Here is a 17,504-nt window from a genome sequence, read left to right on the forward strand (position 1 = left end):
GAGACGGACGCCCATGTCACCAGGGGCGGCGCCGGAGTTGGCTTGACGCATGACGACAACACCCCGGACCACCGACGACCTGATCCTCGTTCTCGGCGCCACCGGCAAGACCGGGCGCAGGATCGTGCCCCGGCTGCGCGCGGCGGGCCACGCCGTGCGGGCGGCTTCCCGCTCCGGCGAAACTTATTTCGACTGGAACGAACGCTCTATTTGGCCAACAGTATTGGACGGCGTGTCCGCCCTCTATCTGGTCGCGCCGGAGGAGCCGGAGCCCGTCGCCGATTTCGTCGCCCAGGCCGAGGCCGCGGGCGTGCGCCGCTTCGTGGTCCTGTCGGGGCGCGGCATCGAGGTGTCCGGCGAGTCCTTCCTCGCGGGCATGGCGCGCGCGGACCGCCTGGTGCGGGAGGCGGACGTCGACTGGACGGTGATCCGGGCCAACAACTTCGCGCAGAACTTCGACGAGGACTTCGCCCACGCGCCGCTCCTCGCGGGCCGCCTGGCCCTGCCGGTCGGTGACGTGGCGGAGCCGTTCGTCGACGTCGAGGACATCGCGGACGTCGCGGTCGCGCTGCTCACCGAGGAGGGCCACTCCGGCCGGGTGTACGACCTCTCGGGTCCGCGCGCCCTCACCTATGCCGAGGCCGTCGCGGAGATCGCGGCGGCGTCGGGCCGCCCGATGCGCTTCGAGGCCGTCACGGCGGAGCAGTTCCTGGCGGAGCTGAGCGCGGCGGAGGTCCCCGAACCGCTGGCGCGCGAACTGACCGCCGTCTTCACCTTCACGGCCGAGGGCCACCTCTCGCCGCTCGCGACGGGCGTACGGGACGTACTGGGCCGCGAGCCGCGCGACTTCACGGAGTACGTGAAGGCTGCTGCGGCGCGGGGAGCGTGGTCGCAGTAGCCCGCGCGGCGGCGGCCCGCACCGCGTTGCGCCGCGCGTAGCGGAACGCGTCGAAGGTCAGCAGCGCGAGCGCCAGCCACACCAGGGCGAACCCGGCCCACCGCTCGGCCGGCATCTCCTCGTGGAAGTACAGGATGCCGAGCAGGAACTGGAACATCGGCGCCAGGTACTGGAGCAGCCCGAGCGTGGAGAGCGGCACGCGGATCGCGGCGGCGCCGAAGCAGACCAGCGGCGCCGCCGTCACCACGCCGGTCGCGGCGAGCAGCGCGGCGTGCCCTGCGCCCTCCGTGCCGAACACGAGGTCGCCCCGCGTGCCGAGCCAGACCAGAAAGGCCACGGCGGGCAGGAACTGCACGGCCGTCTCGGCGGCGAGGGACTCCAGGCCGCCGAGGTTGACCTTCTTCTTCACCAGGCCGTACGTCGCGAAGGTGAAGGCCAGGACCAGCGAGATCCACGGCGGGCGGCCGTAGCCGATCGCGAGGACGAGCACGGCGGCGAGGCCCACGCCGACGGCGGTCCACTGCACGGGCCGCAGCCGCTCGCCGAGCAGCAGGACGCCGATCGCGATGGTGACCAGGGGGTTGATGAAGTAGCCGAGGGAGGCCTCGACGACGTGGCCGGAGTTCACGGCCCAGATGTAGATGCCCCAGTTGAGCGTGATGACGGTGGCGGCGATGGTGACGAGGCCCAGCTTGCGGGGCTGGCGGAGCAGTTCACCGGCCCAGGCCCAGCGGCGTATGAAGAGCAGCGCGACGGCGACGACCACGAGGGACCAGGCCATGCGGTGGGCCAGGATCTCGCCCGCGCTCGCGGGCTTGAGGAGCGGCCAGAAGAGGGGGACGAGGCCCCACATGCCGTAGGCGGCGATGCCGTTCAGGAGGCCTGTGCGGGCTTCCCCCTTCGCCTGCGCAGGTCCCACAGTTCCTCCTCCGTACCGGCAGCCCCACGCTGCATCCCGAAGGTAGCGCCCACGAGCCCTCCGTGTCATGCCCGTTTCGCCATACGGTCATGACACTCTCCCCCGCCCGCTGTGGGCAGCTGGTCCGCCCAGAGGGCGGAACGGGTGGGCACAGCCCACCCACCAACCCGCAGCCGCAAACGAGACGGTCAGGCAAGCGCGGCAGCAACAGCCGAGGCAAGCGGAGTGGTGGGCCGCCCGATCAGCCGGGCGAGCTCCCCGCTGGTCCCCGCCAGGCGCCCGCGCCTGATCGCCGCGTCCACATCCACCAGAACCGCCGCCACCGGCTCCGGCAGACCAGCCCCCACCAGCACCCCCTGGTGCTCCGCGGGCGACACCTCGGCGTACGCCACGTCCTTGCCGGAGGCCTTCGCGACCTCCGCCGCGTACTCGGGGAAGCTCCACGCCACGTCCCCGCTCAGCTCGTAGGCGCGCCCCTCGTGCCCCTCGCCGGTCAGGACGGCGACGGCCGCGGCGGCGTAGTCGGTGCGCGCGGCGGACGCGACGCGGCCCGCGGGCCCGGCGCTGCCGACGACGGCCCCGTGCTCCAGGACGGGAGCGAGGTGCTCGGTGTAGTTCTCGTGGTACCAGCCGTTGCGCAGGAACGTGTACGGAAGGCCCGAGTCGCGCACCATCCGCTCGGTCTCCTTGTGCTCGGCCGCGAGGTCGAAGTCGGCGTCGGGCCCGCCGAGGACGCCCGTGTACACGAGGTGCGCGACCCCGGCGGCCTTCGCCGCGTCGATGACGGCCCGGTGCTGCGGCACCCGGCGCCCGATCTCGCTGCCGGACACGAGGAGCACCTTGTCGCCCGCCGCGAAGGCGCCCGCGAGGGTCTCGGGCGCGCTGTAGTCCGCGATCCGCAGCTCGACGCCGCGCGCGGCGAGGTCGGCGGCCTTCTGCTCGTTCCGTACGACGGCCGCGATCCGCCCGGCGGGCACGCCCGCGTCGAGCAGGCCCTCGACGACGAGGCGGCCGAGGTGTCCGGTGGCTCCGGTGACGACGATGCTCATGGGGGATTTCTCCTTTTATGCCCTGGTGGGATGAGGTATGGCACTCACCCTAGCGAGGGCACTAACCATCCGTAAGTACCCACTTTGAAGTAAGGTACTGGCATGGCCGTAAGGAGCAGCAGCGTCGACGCCGAGCGGATGTGCCCGCACCGCCTGGTCCTGGAGCACGTCACGAGCCGCTGGGGCGTGCTCGTCCTGATCGCGCTCGCCGAGCGCTCGTACCGCTTCAGCGAGCTGCGCCGCGCGATCGGCGGCTCCGGCGGCAGGACCGTCAGCGAGAAGATGCTGACCCAGACGCTCCAGACCCTGGAGCGCGACGGCCTGGTGCACCGCGACGCCAAGCCGGTCATCCCGCCGCGCGTCGACTACTCCCTCACGGACCTGGGACGCGAGGCGTCCGAGCAGGTCAAGGCCCTCGCCTTGTGGACGGACCGGCGCATGGACGACGTACTGAAGGCACGCGAGCGGTACGACGCGGCCCGCTCCTGACAGCCGCCGCACAGACGACGGGGCCCGGTCCTGGTGGATCAGGACCGGGCCCCGTCGTACGCGGGCGGTGGCGGCTAGCCGACGACCGTCCAGGTGTCGCCGCCGGCGAGCAGCGCCGCGAGGTCGCCCTTGCCGTGCTGCTCGATCGCCGTGTCGAGCTGATCGGCCATCAGCGTGTCGTACACCGGCCGCTCCACGCTCCGGAACACCCCGATCGGGGTGTGGTGCAGCGTGTCCGGATCGGCCAGGCGCGAGAGCGCGAAGGCGGTGGTGGGGGACGCGGCGCGGGCGTCGTGGACGAGGATGTCGCCCTCGTTCGCCGCGGTCACGGGGACGACCTTGAGGTCGCCGGTGGCCGGGTCGCGCACGACGCCCTTCGAACCGTCGACGCCGAAGCGGATCGGGGCGCCGTGCTCCAGCCGGATCACGGCCTCCTCGGCCTGCTGCTTGTCCTTGAGGACCTCGAAGGCACCGTCGTTGAAGATGTTGCAGTTCTGGTAGATCTCCACCAGGGCCGTGCCGGGGTGGTCGGCGGCCTGGCGCAGGACCTCGGTCAGGTGCTTGCGGTCGGAGTCCACCGTGCGCGCGACGAAGGAGGCCTCGGCGCCGATCGCGAGGGACACCGGGTTGAAGGGCGCGTCGAGCGAACCCATCGGCGTCGACTTGGTGACCTTCCCGACCTCGGACGTGGGGGAGTACTGGCCCTTGGTGAGGCCGTAGATCCTGTTGTTGAACAGCAGGATCTTCAGGTTCACATTGCGCCGCAGGGCGTGGATCAGGTGGTTGCCGCCGATGGAGAGCGCGTCGCCGTCACCGGTGACGACCCAGACGGACAGGTCGCGGCGCGAGGAGGCGAGGCCCGTGGCGATGGCCGGGGCGCGGCCGTGGATGGAGTGCATCCCGTACGTGTTCATGTAGTACGGGAAGCGGGAGCTGCACCCGATGCCGGAGACGAAGACGATGTTCTCCTTGGCCAGGCCGAGCTCGGGCATGAAGCCCTGGACGGCCGCCAGGACCGCGTAGTCACCGCAGCCGGGGCACCAGCGCACTTCCTGGTCGGACTTGAAGTCCTTCATGGACTGCTTGGCTTCGGCCTTGGGCACCAGCTTCAGAAGCGTCTCGGAGCCGGTGGGCCCCTCGATCGTGGTGTCAGCCATCGATGGCCTCCTTGAGAGCCGTGGCGAGCTGCTCGGCCTTGAACGGCATTCCGTTGACCTGGTTGTACGAGACCGCGTCCACGAGGTACTCGGCGCGGATCAGCGTGGCGAGCTGGCCGAGGTTCATCTCGGGGATCACCACCTTGTCGTAACGCTTCAGGACGTCGCCCAGGTTCCGCGGGAAGGGGTTGAGGTGGCGCAGATGGGCCTGCGCGACGCTCTGCCCCGCGGCGCGCAGCCGGCGCACGGCGGCGGTGATCGGCCCGTACGTCGAGCCCCAGCCGAGGACCAGGAGTCTCGCGTCGCCGTTCGCGTCGTCGACCTCCAGGTCCGGCACGGCGATGCCGTCGACCTTGGCCTGGCGGGTGCGGACCATGAAGTCGTGGTTGGCCGGGTCGTACGAGATGTTGCCCGTGCCGTCCTGCTTCTCGATGCCGCCGATGCGGTGCTCAAGGCCCGGGGTGCCGGGGACCGCCCACGGCCGGGCGAGGGTCTTCGGGTCCCGCAGATACGGCCAGAAGACGTCGGTGCCGTCCGGCAGGGTGTGGTTCGGCCCGGAGGCGAACTGCACGCGCAGGTCCGGCAGTTCGTCCGGCTCCGGGACGCGCCACGGCTCGGAGCCGTTGGCCAGATAGCCGTCGCTCAGCAGGAAGACGGGCGTGCGGTACGTCAGCGCGATCCGGGCCGCCTCCAGGGAGGCCTCGAAGCAGTCGGCCGGGGTGCGCGGGGCGACCACGGGCACCGGTGCCTCGCCGTTGCGGCCGTACATCGCCTGGAGCAGGTCGGCCTGCTCGGTCTTGGTGGGCAGGCCGGTGGAGGGCCCGCCGCGCTGGATGTCCACGACGACGAGCGGCAGCTCCAGGCTCACCGCGAGGCCGATCGTCTCCGACTTCAGGGCCACGCCGGGCCCGGAGGTCGTGGTCACCGCGAGCGAGCCGCCGAAAGCGGCGCCGAGGGCGGCGCCGATGCCCGCGATCTCGTCCTCGGCCTGGAAGGTGCGCACGCCGAAGTTCTTGTGCTTGCTCAGCTCGTGCAGGATGTCCGAGGCCGGGGTGATCGGGTACGAGCCCAGATACAGCGGCAGGTCGGCCTGGCGCGAGGCGGCGATCAGGCCGTAGGCGAGGGCGAGGTTGCCGGAGATGTTCCGGTAGGTGCCCGGCGGGAACGCCGTCGCCGCGGGCGCCACCTCGTAGGAGACCGCGAAGTCCTCGGTCGTCTCGCCGAAGTTCCAACCCGCGCGGAACGCGGTGATGTTGGCCTCCGCGATGTCCGGCTTCTTGGCGAACTTCGTCCGCAGGAACCGCTCGGTCCCCTCGGTGGGCCGGTGGTACATCCACGAGAGCAGCCCGAGCGCGAACATGTTCTTGCTGCGGCCCGCGTCCTTGCGGGACAGGTCGAAGTCCTTCAGCGCCTCCACCGTGAGGGTGGTCAGCGGCACCGGGTGGACCTGGAACCCGTCGAGGGAGCCGTCCTCGAGGGGCGAGGCCTCGTACCCCACCTTCTGCATGGCCCGCTTGGTGAATTCGTCCGTGTTGACGATGATTTCGGCGCCGCGCGGCACATCGGCGATGTTCGCCTTCAGCGCGGCCGGGTTCATCGCGACCAATACGTTCGGCGCGTCGCCCGGGGTGAGGATGTCGTGATCGGCGAAGTGCAGCTGGAAGCTGGAGACGCCCGGAAGCGTGCCGGCGGGGGCGCGGATTTCCGCGGGGAAGTTCGGCAGCGTCGACAGGTCGTTTCCGAAAGACGCCGTCTCGGAGGTGAACCGGTCACCGGTGAGCTGCATGCCGTCACCGGAGTCACCCGCGAAACGAATGATCACTCGGTCGAGACGGCGTACGTCCTTCTCGCCCGCGGGCTTGCGCTGCTCTCCGACTACGGCTTCGTCGGCCTGCTCGGCCGGGCTACTGACCTGGCTGGTCACTGAACTGGACCTCCCTCGAGGCGACTGTGCGGGAGTCGCAGGCGACCTGCTCTCCCACCGCCCACCCTACGTCTGTAAGGGGTACCTTCCTGGGGCCGCTCGCATGGTGGACGCACCTTTGAGACAGCTTGATGCCCTGATTTATCACGTTCTGCCTCGCCCCCCGGCCTCTCATGAAGACGCTCTCCGCTCATCCTTTGGTTCTAGGGCGCCGGGCCTAGGACCGGCGCCTTCGTACGGCGGGCGCTGTCCCGCTGCCGGGACGCTCCCTCCGTGGTCGGAGTACCTCGTCCAGCACCCCTGACACGGTGTCGACGCGGTGGGTGGGTGGTGAATCCGGAAACGCCGCGGAATGGCGAAGGGCGTTCCCGGAAGGTCACCGGAAATACGGAATTAGGAATTCAGGTAGGTGAGCACGGCAAGCACCCTTCGGTGATCGCCGTCGCTCGGGGAAAGCCCGAGCTTCAGGAAGATATTGCTGACGTGCTTTTCCACGGCTCCGTCGCTGACGACGAGCTGACGGGCGATCGCCGAGTTGGTCCGCCCCTCGGCCATGAGCCCCAGGACCTCGCGCTCGCGCGGCGTGAGCCCCGTGAGGACGTCCTGCTTGCGGCTGCGCCCGAGCAGCTGTGCCACGACCTCCGGGTCGAGCGCGGTCCCGCCCTGCGCCACCCGCACCACCGCGTCCACGAACTCGCGGACCTCCGCGACCCGGTCCTTGAGCAGATAGCCCACGCCCCGGCTCGACCCCGCGAGCAGCTCCGTCGCGTACTGCTCCTCCACGTACTGGGACAGCACGAGCACGCCGAGCCCCGGATGGTCCTTGCGCAGCTTCACCGCCGCGCGCACCCCTTCGTCCGTGTGCGTCGGCGGCATCCGCACGTCCGCGACCACGACGTCCGGCAGCGTGTTCTGGGCCGCCAGCTCCGTGATCGTCTTGATCAGCGCCTCCGCGTCCCCGACACCCGCGACGACCTCGTGCCCGCGGTCGGTCAGCAGCCGGGTCAGCCCCTCTCTGAGCAGCACTGAATCCTCGGCGATGACCACCCGCACCTTGTCCTCCACGATGTTCCGGCCCCCCACAGCCTGTCCCCACCCCATTGACAGACTCCAGCATCCCAGCATCCGGACCCCCGTGGGACCGACTCCGGCCACGTCCGAAAAGGGGAGCGCCCCGAACGGGCAGATCAAGCCCGTCCGGGGCGTGGCATTCCAGCCGCTCCGGTGTTCGAAGACGAGGTGCGGGGGTGTCGGGGGCCGATGCGGGGGCCTCGGCGGCCGGTGCGGGCTAGCCGCGCCAGGGCAGCTCCGCCGTCACCAGGGTCGGCCCGCCGACGGGGGACTCCACCACGAGGATCCCGTCCACCGCGTCCAACCGCTCGGCGAGGCCCGCGAGTCCGGAACCCGCGGTCACATCGGCCCCGCCCCGCCCGTCGTCGGACACCTGGAGCAGCAGCCGGTCCTCCACCCGCCACACGTCCACGGAGGCCCGCGCGGCGCCGCTGTGCTTGCTGATGTTCTGCAGCAGCTCGGAGACCGTGAAGTACGCGATGCCCTCGATCGCCGCCGCGGGCCGCGAGGGCAGGTCGACCTCCACGTCCACCGGCACGGTGCACCGCGCGGCCAGGGCGGAGAGGGCCGCGTCGAGGCCCCGGTCGGTGAGGACGGCGGGGTGGATGCCCCGCGCGAGGTCGCGCAGCTCCTGGAGCGCCACCTTCACCTCGCCGTGCGCCTCGTCCACCATCCGCGCCGCCGCCTGCGGGTCCTCCAGGAGCTTCTCCTTGGCCAGGCCGAGGTCCATGGCGAGGGCGACGAGCCGTGCCTGGGCGCCGTCGTGCAGGTCCCGCTCGATGCGCCGCAGGTCCGCCGCCGCGGTGTCCACGACGACCCCCCGGTCCGACTCCAGCTCCACGACCCGCGACACCAGGCGCGAGGGACCGAGCAGGCCGAGCACCAGGCCGCGGTCGACCGTGGTCAGGGCCCGGACGATCCAGGGCGTGACCAGCGTGACGAGGAGGCCGGTGAGCGAGGTGAGCCCGATCTCGAAGGGGTTGTCCAGATAGATGTGGTGCGTGCCGTCCCCGTAGAGCTGGATGCCGTCCTGGCCCGCGTAGGCCGGGAAGACCCAGAACCACAGCGGGTACGTGAGCATCGCCCAGCCGTACGTCCAGAAGACCACCGCCACCGCGAAGGAGAAGATCGCCCACGGCATGTGGATGAGGGCGTACACCGCGTGCCGCCAGGAGACGCCGCTCTTCAGGACGGCGCCCATCCACGCGAGGGGACCCGAGTCACGGGGCTGCAGCGGGTGTGGATCCTTCACGTCGACGCCGAGCAGCGAGCGCGCCCGCACCCGCTCCAGGGAGCCGAAGCCGCGCAGGCCGGTCAGCGCCAGGGCGAGGACGGGGATGCCGATGAACGTGATCAGCAGGCCGGCGCCGAGCGCGAGCATCGTGACCGCGAAGACAAAGCCGGTGATGCTGAGCGGCAGCGAGAGCAGCACATACACGAACTCCCGCAGGGCGCGCCCCTCGAAGGGTGCCCGCAGCCACACCGGGAGGCGGTGGCGGCGCGCGGTCACCGCTCCGTCGCCGTCGCGGTCCTCGGTCCAGCGGCCGTCGAGGTCGCTCCTCATGACGCGTCCGTACCCCTGTCCGTAGTCCGTGGCCATCGCTGTCGTCCGTTCTGCTCGTCCCGCCCGGTTCCCGGCCCTCCGTGACCGGCGCGGGCTACCTCTTCTCGTACCTCCAGAGTGCGCTCCGGGGCGTGCGGCGGACCATGGAGCGCGTCGGCGTCTTCGGCCGGGGGTTTTCCCTACCCTCCGGGGGGATGTGGGCCCCGTCCGCGAAGGGGCGTGCCCGGGCGCGCCGCGCGTGCCTCACTGGGTCCGGTCCCGCCACGGCAGCTCCGCCGTGATCGTCGTCGGGCCGCCCTGCGGCGAGTCGATGACGAACAGGCCGTCGACCGCGCCGAGCCGCTCCGAGAGGCCCGCCATGCCCGTGCCGCCGTCCAGGCTGGCCCCGCCGCGCCCGTCGTCCCGCACCTGGATCAGCAGCCGCTGGTCCGAGCGCCACACCTCGACGCTCGCCGTGCGGGCTCCGCTGTGCTTGGACACGTTCTGCAGGAGCTCGGAGACCGTGAAGTAGGCGATGCCCTCGATGGCCGCCGCGGGCCGCGAGGGCAGGTCGGCGGTCACCTTCACCGGCACCGTGCACCGGGCCGACACCGAGGACAGCGCCGCGCTGAGGCCGCGGTCGGTGAGGACGGCGGGGTGGATGCCCCGGGCCAGGTCGCGCAGCTCCTGGAGGGCGAGCTTCACCTCGCCGTGCGCCTCGTCCACCATCGCCGCCGCCGCGTCCGGGTCCTCCAGGAGCTTCTCCTTGGCGAGGCCGAGACCCATGGCGAGGGCGACGAGCCGTGCCTGGGCGCCGTCGTGCAGGTCCCGCTCGATGCGCCGCAGGTCCGCCGCCGCGGTGTCCACGACGACACCCCGGTCCGACTCCAGCTCCGCGATGCGCCGCTCCAGCTCGTCCGACGGCGAGAGCAGTCCGCGGGCCATCGCCCGGTCGGCGTTGGCGAGCGCCCGCACGACGAACGGCAGCACCGGCCACAGCACGAACAGGCCGCACAGGGTCAGCGTGAACGTCGCGATGCCCCACGGCAGACGTATGAAGCCGTACAGCACCGCTCGCCAGCCCACCGGGTCCTTCAGCGTCGACCACAGCCAGGTGAGCACCCCGCCGCCGCGCCGCGATCTCAACGGCATGGGGCTCGGCTCGTCGATGTGCACCCCGAGCAGCGTCCGCGCCCGCGCGCGCTCGAACTTGCCGAAGAGCCGCGCCCCGTACAGCGCGAGCGCGAGCAGCGGCAGACCGATGACCGTGAACGACAGGAATCCGCCGATGAACCCCGCCGTCACCACGTATGTGAAACCGACCAGACCCGCCGGGAGGTTCACCAGAAGGTGCAGGATCTCTTTCCAGGTGTGCGCGTCGTACGCGAACCGGGCAGGCGGCAGTGGCTCCGGCGTGGCCTGCGAAGACGTGGGACGTGGGGTCATATGAGTAAGAGTGCCCGGAGCGCGGTCCCGCGCGCCATGAGGGGGACCGCCGAACCGAACTGTGGATAACCCCACCAGATCGATCCGGTGTGCCCGCGCAGATCGATCCGGTGGATCCGGCCGATGACGGGTCCGCGACGAACCGGTCCGTGACGGTCTGCTTACCTCGCCTTTAGCAGGCCCTAGACTCCCGTGCGTACAGATCGTCGAACAGGCGAGACGCGGAGTGCAGGGAGCGAGGGGCTGACGTGCCAGGGACGACGTACGTCGCGGCGAGCTACTACGAGTCGTACTCCGTCGTCGGACTGCTCGCCGTGGTCGGCGTGCTGTTCGTCGCCGTCGCCTTCGGAGCCGGGCGGCTGCTGCGGCCCGTCGTGCCGACCCCCGAGAAGCTCCTCACGTACGAGTGCGGCGTGGACCCGGTCGGCGAGGGCTGGGCGCACACCCAGGTGCGCTACTACGTGTACGCCTTCCTCTACGTGATCTTCGCCGTCGACTCGATCTTCCTCTTCCCGTGGGCGACGGTCTTCGCCGAGTCCGGCTACGGCGCGACGACCCTCGTCGAGATGTTCATCTTCCTCGGCTTCCTCGCCGTGGGACTGCTGTACGCCTACAAGAAGGGCGTCCTCACATGGACGTGAACCAGGAGCCTGCGGGGCCGCCCGAGCCCGTGCTCCTCCCGGAGCCGAAGAAGCTGGGCGTCCTGTCCCGGCTCGCCCCCGAGCCGATGAAGGTGGTCCTGAACTGGGGCCGCCGCTACAGCCTGTGGGTCTTCAACTTCGGGCTCGCCTGCTGCGCCATCGAGTTCATCGCGGCCTCCATGGCCCGCCACGACTTCATCCGGCTCGGCGTCATCCCGTTCGCACCGGGCCCGCGCCAGGCCGACCTGATGGTCGTGTCCGGCACGGTCACGGACAAGATGGCGCCCGCCGTGAAGCGCCTGTACGAGCAGATGCCCGAGCCCAAGTACGTCATCTCCTTCGGCGCCTGCTCCAACTGCGGCGGCCCGTACTGGGACTCGTACTCCGTCACCAAGGGCGTCGACCAGATCATCCCCGTCGACGTCTACGTCCCCGGCTGCCCGCCCCGGCCCGAGGCGCTGCTCCAGGGCATCCTCAAGCTCCAGGAGAAGATCGCGCGGGAGTCGCTCAGCGAGCGGTACGGCGGCAACGGGGCGCGGCCTTCCACGGCCGCGCTGCGCAGCGACCTGGTGGCACCGCCCGCGCCCTCGGTACCGTCCGCGCCCTCGGTACAGGAGGACGGCAGATGACCGGCTGGCTGTCCGCCCCCGTGGAGGAGCTGTTCGGCGCGGAGGCGACCGCCGAGGAGTCGTACGAGGTCCTGACCGTGGACGTGCCGTCCGCGTCGTGGCCCGAGGCCCTGCGCACCGCCCGGGACACCCTCGGCTGCACGTACTTCGACTGGCTGAGCGCCGTCGACGAACCGGGCACCGGCTTTCGCGTGAGCGCCCACGTGGTGGCGCTGTCCCCGGTGCGGCGCCTCCTCGTCCGTACGACGGTTCCGCACGAGGCACCCGTCCTGCCCTCCGCGGTCGACGTCTACGCGGGCGCGGCCTGGCACGAGCGCGAGACCCACGAAATGTTCGGCGTCCGCTTCGAGGGCCATCCCCATCTGGTGCCGCTGCTGCTTCCGGAGAACTTCGAAGGCCACCCCCTGCGCAAGGACTTCGTGCTCGCGGCCCGGGTCGCGAAGGCGTGGCCCGGCGCGAAGGAGCCCGGGGAATCCGAGCACGGCGGCCCCAAGCGGCGTCAGATGCTGCCGCCGGGCGTGCCCGACCCGAACGAGTGGGGCCCGCTGAAGGGCCAGCTTCCGGCCGCCCCGGCCCGCCCCGCTCGCGGCGCGGGGCGCGCGGCGGGAGCGGGACGCGCGGCGGGCGCGGGTGCGGGTGCCGCGGGGGAGCGTCCCGCACGGCGGACGCGTACGGCGAGCGCGGGCTCGGCGAGCCAGAGCCCCGCCCCGGCCGCTGACACCCCTGCCGTCGACACCCCGGCCGTCGACCAGGCCGCCCCGCCCGCCCGGCCGCCCCGCCGCGCGCGCAGCGCGAGCCAGGGATCGGCGTCGCAGCGTACGCCCGCGGACCCGGAGCAGACCCCCGACGTCCCGGCCGCCGATGCCCCGGCACCGACCCCTGACAAGCCGCAGCCCGCCCCGCGCGGCTCCGACGCCCCGTGGCACCACGCCCGCCCGGCCTTCGACACCCCGGAGCCGGAACCGGAGGGGAAACCCCGAACGGCACGGACAGAGAACGCAGCGCCGGCTGAGAACGCGGCCAGCGGCGAGGACTCCGGGACGTCCGGGGGCACCGACGGCACCGGCGACACCGGCAGTGAAGGAGACCCGCAGTGAACGACGCCCTCGACGTCGCCCTGCGACTCCTCGTCGTCTTCGTCGCCTTCCTCGCGCTGCCCCTGATCGTCGGCCAGACCGAGCACAAGGTGATGGCCCACATGCAGGGCCGCCTCGGCCCCATGTACGCGGGCGGATTCCACGGCTGGGCCCAGCTCGTCGCCGACGGCGTGAAGTTCGCGCAGAAGGAGGACGTCGTCCCCGCCGACGCCGACCGCCGCGTCTTCCAGCTCGCCCCGGCCGTCGCGCTGCTGCCCTACCTGCTGGTCCTCGTCGCCATCCCCATCGGCCCGCAGGAAGGCGCCGTCGGCCAGGTCGTCGACGCGGGCATCTTCTTCGTCCTCGCCGTCATGGGCGTCGGCGTGCTCGGCTCCCTGATGGCGGGCTGGGCGTCCGCCAATAAGTTCTCCCTGCTCGGCGGCCTGCGCACCGCGGCCCAGCTGCTCGCGTACGAACTGCCGATGCTGCTCGCCGCCGCCTCCGTCGCGATGGCCGCGGGCACGGTCTCGCTGCCCGGCATCCTCAACGCCTTCGAGTGGTGGTGGCTGCCCTGGCAGATCGTCGGCGCCCTGGTCTTCTTCGTGGCCGGGCTCGCCGAACTCCAGCGCCCGCCCTTCGACATGCCGGTTGCCGACTCGGAAATTATCTTCGGCGCGTACACCGAGTACACCGGCCTTCGCTTCGCGCTGTTCCTCCTCGCCGAGTACGCCGGGATCGTCGTCCTGTGCGGTCTGACCACCGTCCTCTTCTTCGGCGGCTGGCACGGCCCCGGCGGCGCCGAAGGGCTCGGCTGGGTGTGGACCCTCCTGAAGACCGGCGTCCTCGCCTTCGTCGTCATCTGGCTGCGCGTCACCTACCCCCGGCTCCGCGAGGACCAGCTCCAGAAGCTCTCCTGGACCCTCCTCGTCCCGCTCGCCCTGGCGCAGATCGCGCTCACCGGAATCGTGAAGGTGGCGATCAACTGATGCCCCCGGTCCCTGGAAGCGGCCTGGCCAAGGGCCTGGCCGTCACCCTCCGCACGATGACGCGGAAGTCCGTCACCGAGCAGTACCCGGACGTCCAGCCCGATCTGGCGCCCCGCACCCGCGGCGTCATCGGCCTGTTCGAGGAGAACTGCACGGTCTGCATGCTCTGCGCCCGCGAGTGCCCGGACTGGTGCATCTACATCGACTCCCACAAGGAGACCGTCCCGGCCGCGGCGCCCGGCGGCCGCGAGCGCAGCCGCAACGTCCTCGACCGCTTCGCCATCGACTTCTCCCTCTGCATGTACTGCGGCATCTGCATCGAGGTCTGCCCCTTCGACGCGTTGTTCTGGTCCCCGGAGTTCGAGTACGCCGAGACCGACATCCGCGAGCTCACCCACGAGCGCGACAAGCTCCGCGAGTGGATGTGGACCGTCCCGGCCCCGCCCGCCCTCGACCCCGCCGCCGAGGAACCCAAGGAACTGGGCGCCGCCCGCAAGACCGCCGACAAACTGGCCGCCGAGGCAGCCCAGGCCGCCGAGGCCGCCGAACAGCAGGCGGCCGAGCAGCAGGACACCAAGGCCGAGGGGGACGCGTGAACGCCACCGTCGCCGCCGCGGCCCCCCACGGCTTCCTGTCCCCGATCGGCGTCGAGATCGCCTTCCTCCTCGTCGGCCTCGTCACCCTCGGCGCCGCGATCGTCACCGTCACCACCAAGCAGCTCGTCCACGCCGCGCTCTGGCTGGTCGTGGCGCTCGGCGGGCTCGCCGTCGAGTACCTGCTCCTGACCGCCGAGTTCATCGCCTGGGTGCAGGTCCTCATCTACGTCGGTTCCGTCGTGGTCCTCCTCCTCTTCGGCCTGATGCTCACCAGGGCCCCCATCGGCCGCTCCCCGGACGCCGACTCCGGCAACCGCTGGGTCGCGCTCGCCGTGGCCCTCGCCGCCGCCACCGCCCTGGTGTGGGTCGTCGTGGACGCGTTCCGTACGCAGTGGATCGACCTGGACGGTGCCCCTCAGGGCACCACCGACGTGACCGGCGCGATCCTCTTCCGTAACTGGGTGCTGCCTTTCGAGGCCCTTTCCGTGCTGCTCCTCGCCGCCCTGGTCGGCGCGATCGTGCTGTCCCGCAAGGCCAAGGACGACCCCGACGGCAAGCCCCCGAAGGAACCGAAGGGCCGGACGGCTCAGCAGGCCCAGCAGGCCCAGCAGGCCCAGCAGGAGAGGACCCGCTGATGCACCTCGCCTACCCCGCCGTCCTCGCCGTCCTCCTCTTCTGCGTCGGCCTGTACGGCGTGCTCGCCCGCCGCAACGCGATCCTGGTCCTGATGTCCGTCGAGCTCATGCTCAACGCCGTCAACCTCAACCTCGTCGCCTTCGACGTCTGGCTGCGCGACAAGCTGCACTCCGGCCAGGCCCTGACGCTCTTCGTCATCGCCATCGCCGCCGCCGAGATCGGCATCGGCCTCGCGATCGTCCTGGCCGTCTACCGCAACCGGGGCACCTCCGCTGTCGACGACCTCCGCGACACCGCCGAGCACCCCGACGACCCGGACGACGATGACGACGGCGACGACGGCGACGGCACGGACGCAGCCGCCCTCGACGAGCCCGGGTCCGACCCGGACGAGGCATCCCAGAAGCCACAGACGTCTCAGCAGTCGCAGAAGGCCGAGGCCACCGCGTGACCACGACCACCCTCGCCGTTCTCGTCCCCCTCCTGCCGTTCCTCGGTGCCGGCGCCGGTCTGCTGCTCGGCCGCACCGTCCCCGGCCTGGTGCGGCCCCTCGCGGTGCTGCCCACCCTGACGTCGCTCGTCCTGGCCGCCGTCGTCGCCGCCCGCCAGGGCGGCGACTCCGCCGTGGACGCGGCCACCCAGCTCACGCCCACCGGCTCGGTGCCGATCGACCTCGCCCTGCACATCGACGGCTTCGCCGCGCTCGTCGCCGTCCTCGTCGGCGTCGTCGCCACGTGCGTGCAGATCTACTCGACGGGCTATCTGCGCGACGACCCGCGCTACCCCTCGTACGCCGCCCTCGTGTCGCTGTTCACCTCCGCGATGCTGCTCGTCGTCTACTCCGGCGACCTGATGGTGCTCCTGGTCGGCTGGGAGGTCATGGGCATCTGCTCGTACTTCCTCGTCGGCCACTACTGGGAGACCCCCGAGGCCCGCGCCGCCTCGCTGAAGGCCTTCCTCGTCACCAAGCTCGGCGACGTCCCCTTCCTGATCGGCCTGTTCGCGCTCGCCGTCGACGCGGGCTCGTTCCGGATCACCACCGTCCTCGCGACCGTCGCGGACGGCGGCCTCGACCACCCGACGCTGATCGCGCTGCTGCTCCTCGCGGGCGTGGCGGGCAAGTCCGCGCAGTTCCCGCTGCACACCTGGCTGCCCGACGCGATGGCGGGCCCGACGCCCGTCTCCGCGCTGATCCACGCCGCGACGATGGTCGCCGCCGGTGTCTACTTCGTCGCCCGGCTCCTCCCGGTCTTCGCCGCCTCGTCGGCGGCCCTGGTCGTCCTCGCCGTCATGGCCGCCGCCACCATGGCCGGTTCGGCCCTCGCCGCCCTCGCCCAGGACGACATCAAGCGCGTCCTCGCGTACTCGACGATCGGCCAGCTCGGCTACATGACCGGCGCGCTCGCCGTCGGCGACCGGGGTGCCGCCGTCTTCCACCTCCTGTCCCACGGCGCCTTCAAGGCGCTCCTCTTCCTCGCCGCCGGCGTGATCATCCACGCGGCGGGCACCAACTCCCTGGCCGCGATGTCCCGCATGCGGAACCTGCGCGCCCGCGTTCCCGACGCCTACTGGACGATGACCGTGGCGCTCCTCGCGCTCGCCGCGATCCCGCCGTTCAGCGGCTTCTTCTCCAAGGAGGCGGTCCTCGGCGCCGCCGAGCACGCGGCCACCGGGCACGCCGGTTCCGTCCCTGGAGCGGCGGGCTGGATCGTCCTCGTCGCGGGCCTCCTCAGCGCCCTCCTCACCGCCGCCTACGCGGCCCGCCTGTGGCTGCTGGCCTTCCACGGGCAGGGAGCGGAGGCCCCCGACCACGGCCGCCAGCCCGTCACGATGACCGCCGTGCTCTGGGTGCTCGCCGTCCCCTCGCTCGCCTTCGGGCTCGCCGTCGGCACCCTGCCGGACTGGTTCGACGGCCACGAACTCGCCCCGAAGCTCACCACCTCCGTCCTCGGCACCGGCCTCGCCCTCGCCGGCGCCCTCGTCACCTACGGCGCCTGGCGGCACACCACGGCCCTCGCCGCGCGCGTACCGATCGGTGCCGTCGCCGCCCACCCCCAGGCGGACGGAGGCGAGGTCGAGGCGGAGGCCATCGCCACCCACACCCCCGCGTACGGCGACATCGCGAGCGCCCCCGACCCGGCGGACCCGGGCCGACTGCTGCTCGGCCCGCTGCACCGCCACGCCGCCGCAGGCTTCCACCTGGACGCCGTCTACGCCGCCCTGTTCGTCCGCCCCGTCCAGGCGGCCGCGCGCCTCGTCCGCTTCCTCGACCGCGAGGTCGTCGACACGTACGTACGCGGCGCGGGCACCGCACCCCGCCTGCTCGGCGCCGCCGTCCGGCGCGCGCAGACCGGCAACGTGCAGACCTATCTGAGCGCGCTGCTCGCGGGCACTGTCGTCCTGGCGGTCGCCGCCGTCCTCGTCGCCACCGCCGGAGCGTGAGC

Annotated in this window: 17 protein-coding genes; 10 read left to right on the forward strand and 7 right to left on the reverse strand. The window is 71.8% G+C overall.

What is annotated here, in order from left to right; translation table 11 throughout:
* The first annotated feature begins 49 nt into the window (after window positions 1–49).
* Window positions 50–898, forward strand: a complete 849-nt coding sequence (locus CP982_RS24880; RefSeq protein WP_150512543.1) for an NmrA family NAD(P)-binding protein — start codon at window positions 50–52, stop codon at window positions 896–898.
* Here CP982_RS24880 and rarD read toward each other — a convergent pair.
* Together rarD and CP982_RS24890 are read right to left on the reverse strand one after the other, a co-directional pair.
* Entirely contained in the window at window positions 849–1,751 is a 903-nt protein-coding gene (gene rarD / locus CP982_RS24885; protein ID WP_229879058.1) for an EamA family transporter RarD, read from the reverse strand. The genes CP982_RS24880 and rarD overlap by 50 nt on opposite strands.
* 254 nt (window positions 1,752–2,005) lie before the next feature.
* Entirely contained in the window at window positions 2,006–2,866 is an 861-nt protein-coding gene (locus CP982_RS24890) for an SDR family oxidoreductase (RefSeq protein WP_150512545.1), read from the reverse strand.
* A gap of 102 nt (window positions 2,867–2,968) precedes the next feature.
* On the opposite strand from CP982_RS24890, the gene CP982_RS24895 reads away from it, so the two are divergent.
* On the forward strand, window positions 2,969–3,355 hold the full coding sequence (locus CP982_RS24895) for a winged helix-turn-helix transcriptional regulator (RefSeq protein ID WP_150512546.1): 387 nt from the start codon (window positions 2,969–2,971) through the stop codon (window positions 3,353–3,355).
* Window positions 3,356–3,429: 74 nt separating this feature from the next.
* Here CP982_RS24895 and CP982_RS24900 read toward each other — a convergent pair whose 3' ends face one another.
* From CP982_RS24900 to CP982_RS24920, 5 genes are all read right to left on the reverse strand, one after another.
* Window positions 3,430–4,512, reverse strand: a complete 1,083-nt coding sequence (locus CP982_RS24900; RefSeq protein ID WP_150512547.1) for a 2-oxoacid:ferredoxin oxidoreductase subunit beta — start codon at window positions 4,510–4,512, stop codon at window positions 3,430–3,432.
* Window positions 4,505–6,436, reverse strand: a complete 1,932-nt coding sequence (locus CP982_RS24905) for a 2-oxoacid:acceptor oxidoreductase subunit alpha (protein ID WP_150512548.1) — start codon at window positions 6,434–6,436, stop codon at window positions 4,505–4,507. Before CP982_RS24905 ends, CP982_RS24900 begins: the two co-directional genes overlap by 8 nt.
* A gap of 393 nt (window positions 6,437–6,829) precedes the next feature.
* Complete coding sequence (locus tag CP982_RS24910) at window positions 6,830–7,489, reverse strand: LuxR C-terminal-related transcriptional regulator (protein WP_280528674.1); 660 nt, start codon at window positions 7,487–7,489, stop codon at window positions 6,830–6,832.
* Between the two features lie 235 nt (window positions 7,490–7,724).
* Window positions 7,725–9,107, reverse strand: a complete 1,383-nt coding sequence (locus CP982_RS24915) for a sensor histidine kinase (RefSeq protein ID WP_150512549.1) — start codon at window positions 9,105–9,107, stop codon at window positions 7,725–7,727.
* Between the two features lie 207 nt (window positions 9,108–9,314).
* Window positions 9,315–10,496 carry a sensor histidine kinase gene (locus CP982_RS24920; RefSeq protein ID WP_150512550.1) on the reverse strand — a complete coding sequence of 394 codons (1,182 nt, stop codon included), beginning with the start codon at window positions 10,494–10,496 and terminating at the stop codon, window positions 9,315–9,317.
* Between the two features lie 248 nt (window positions 10,497–10,744).
* On the opposite strand from CP982_RS24920, the gene CP982_RS24925 reads away from it, so the two are divergent.
* The 8 genes from CP982_RS24925 to CP982_RS24960 are packed head-to-tail and all read left to right on the forward strand — an operon-like array spanning window position 10,745 to window position 17,502.
* Entirely contained in the window at window positions 10,745–11,137 is a 393-nt protein-coding gene (locus CP982_RS24925; protein ID WP_030684951.1) for an NADH-quinone oxidoreductase subunit A, read from the forward strand.
* The gene (locus tag CP982_RS24930) at window positions 11,128–11,766 is read left to right on the forward strand and encodes an NADH-quinone oxidoreductase subunit B (RefSeq protein ID WP_150512551.1); all 639 of its coding nucleotides are present in this window, start codon (window positions 11,128–11,130) and stop codon (window positions 11,764–11,766) included. The genes CP982_RS24925 and CP982_RS24930 overlap by 10 nt, the downstream gene beginning before the upstream one ends.
* Window positions 11,763–12,863, forward strand: a complete 1,101-nt coding sequence (locus CP982_RS24935; protein WP_150512552.1) for an NADH-quinone oxidoreductase subunit C — start codon at window positions 11,763–11,765, stop codon at window positions 12,861–12,863. Before CP982_RS24930 ends, CP982_RS24935 begins: the two co-directional genes overlap by 4 nt.
* Window positions 12,860–13,828 carry a complex I subunit 1/NuoH family protein gene (locus tag CP982_RS24940; protein ID WP_150512553.1) on the forward strand — a complete coding sequence of 323 codons (969 nt, stop codon included), beginning with the start codon at window positions 12,860–12,862 and terminating at the stop codon, window positions 13,826–13,828. The genes CP982_RS24935 and CP982_RS24940 overlap by 4 nt, the downstream gene beginning before the upstream one ends.
* Window positions 13,828–14,424: a NuoI/complex I 23 kDa subunit family protein gene (locus CP982_RS24945; RefSeq protein WP_150512554.1), complete on the forward strand. Its 597-nt coding sequence runs from the start codon at window positions 13,828–13,830 to the stop codon at window positions 14,422–14,424. The genes CP982_RS24940 and CP982_RS24945 overlap by 1 nt, the downstream gene beginning before the upstream one ends.
* Window positions 14,421–15,059, forward strand: a complete 639-nt coding sequence (locus CP982_RS24950) for an NADH-quinone oxidoreductase subunit J family protein (RefSeq protein ID WP_150512555.1) — start codon at window positions 14,421–14,423, stop codon at window positions 15,057–15,059. The genes CP982_RS24945 and CP982_RS24950 overlap by 4 nt, the downstream gene beginning before the upstream one ends.
* A complete protein-coding gene (gene nuoK / locus CP982_RS24955; protein WP_150512556.1) occupies window positions 15,059–15,511 on the forward strand; it encodes an NADH-quinone oxidoreductase subunit NuoK in 453 nt (150 codons plus the stop codon). Before CP982_RS24950 ends, nuoK begins: the two co-directional genes overlap by 1 nt.
* Entirely contained in the window at window positions 15,508–17,502 is a 1,995-nt protein-coding gene (locus tag CP982_RS24960) for an NADH-quinone oxidoreductase subunit 5 family protein (protein ID WP_150512557.1), read from the forward strand. The genes nuoK and CP982_RS24960 overlap by 4 nt, the downstream gene beginning before the upstream one ends.
* Window positions 17,503–17,504: the final 2 nt, after the last annotated feature.

The sequence above is a fragment of the Streptomyces spectabilis genome (assembly GCF_008704795.1).
Classification (GTDB): domain Bacteria; phylum Actinomycetota; class Actinomycetes; order Streptomycetales; family Streptomycetaceae; genus Streptomyces; species Streptomyces spectabilis.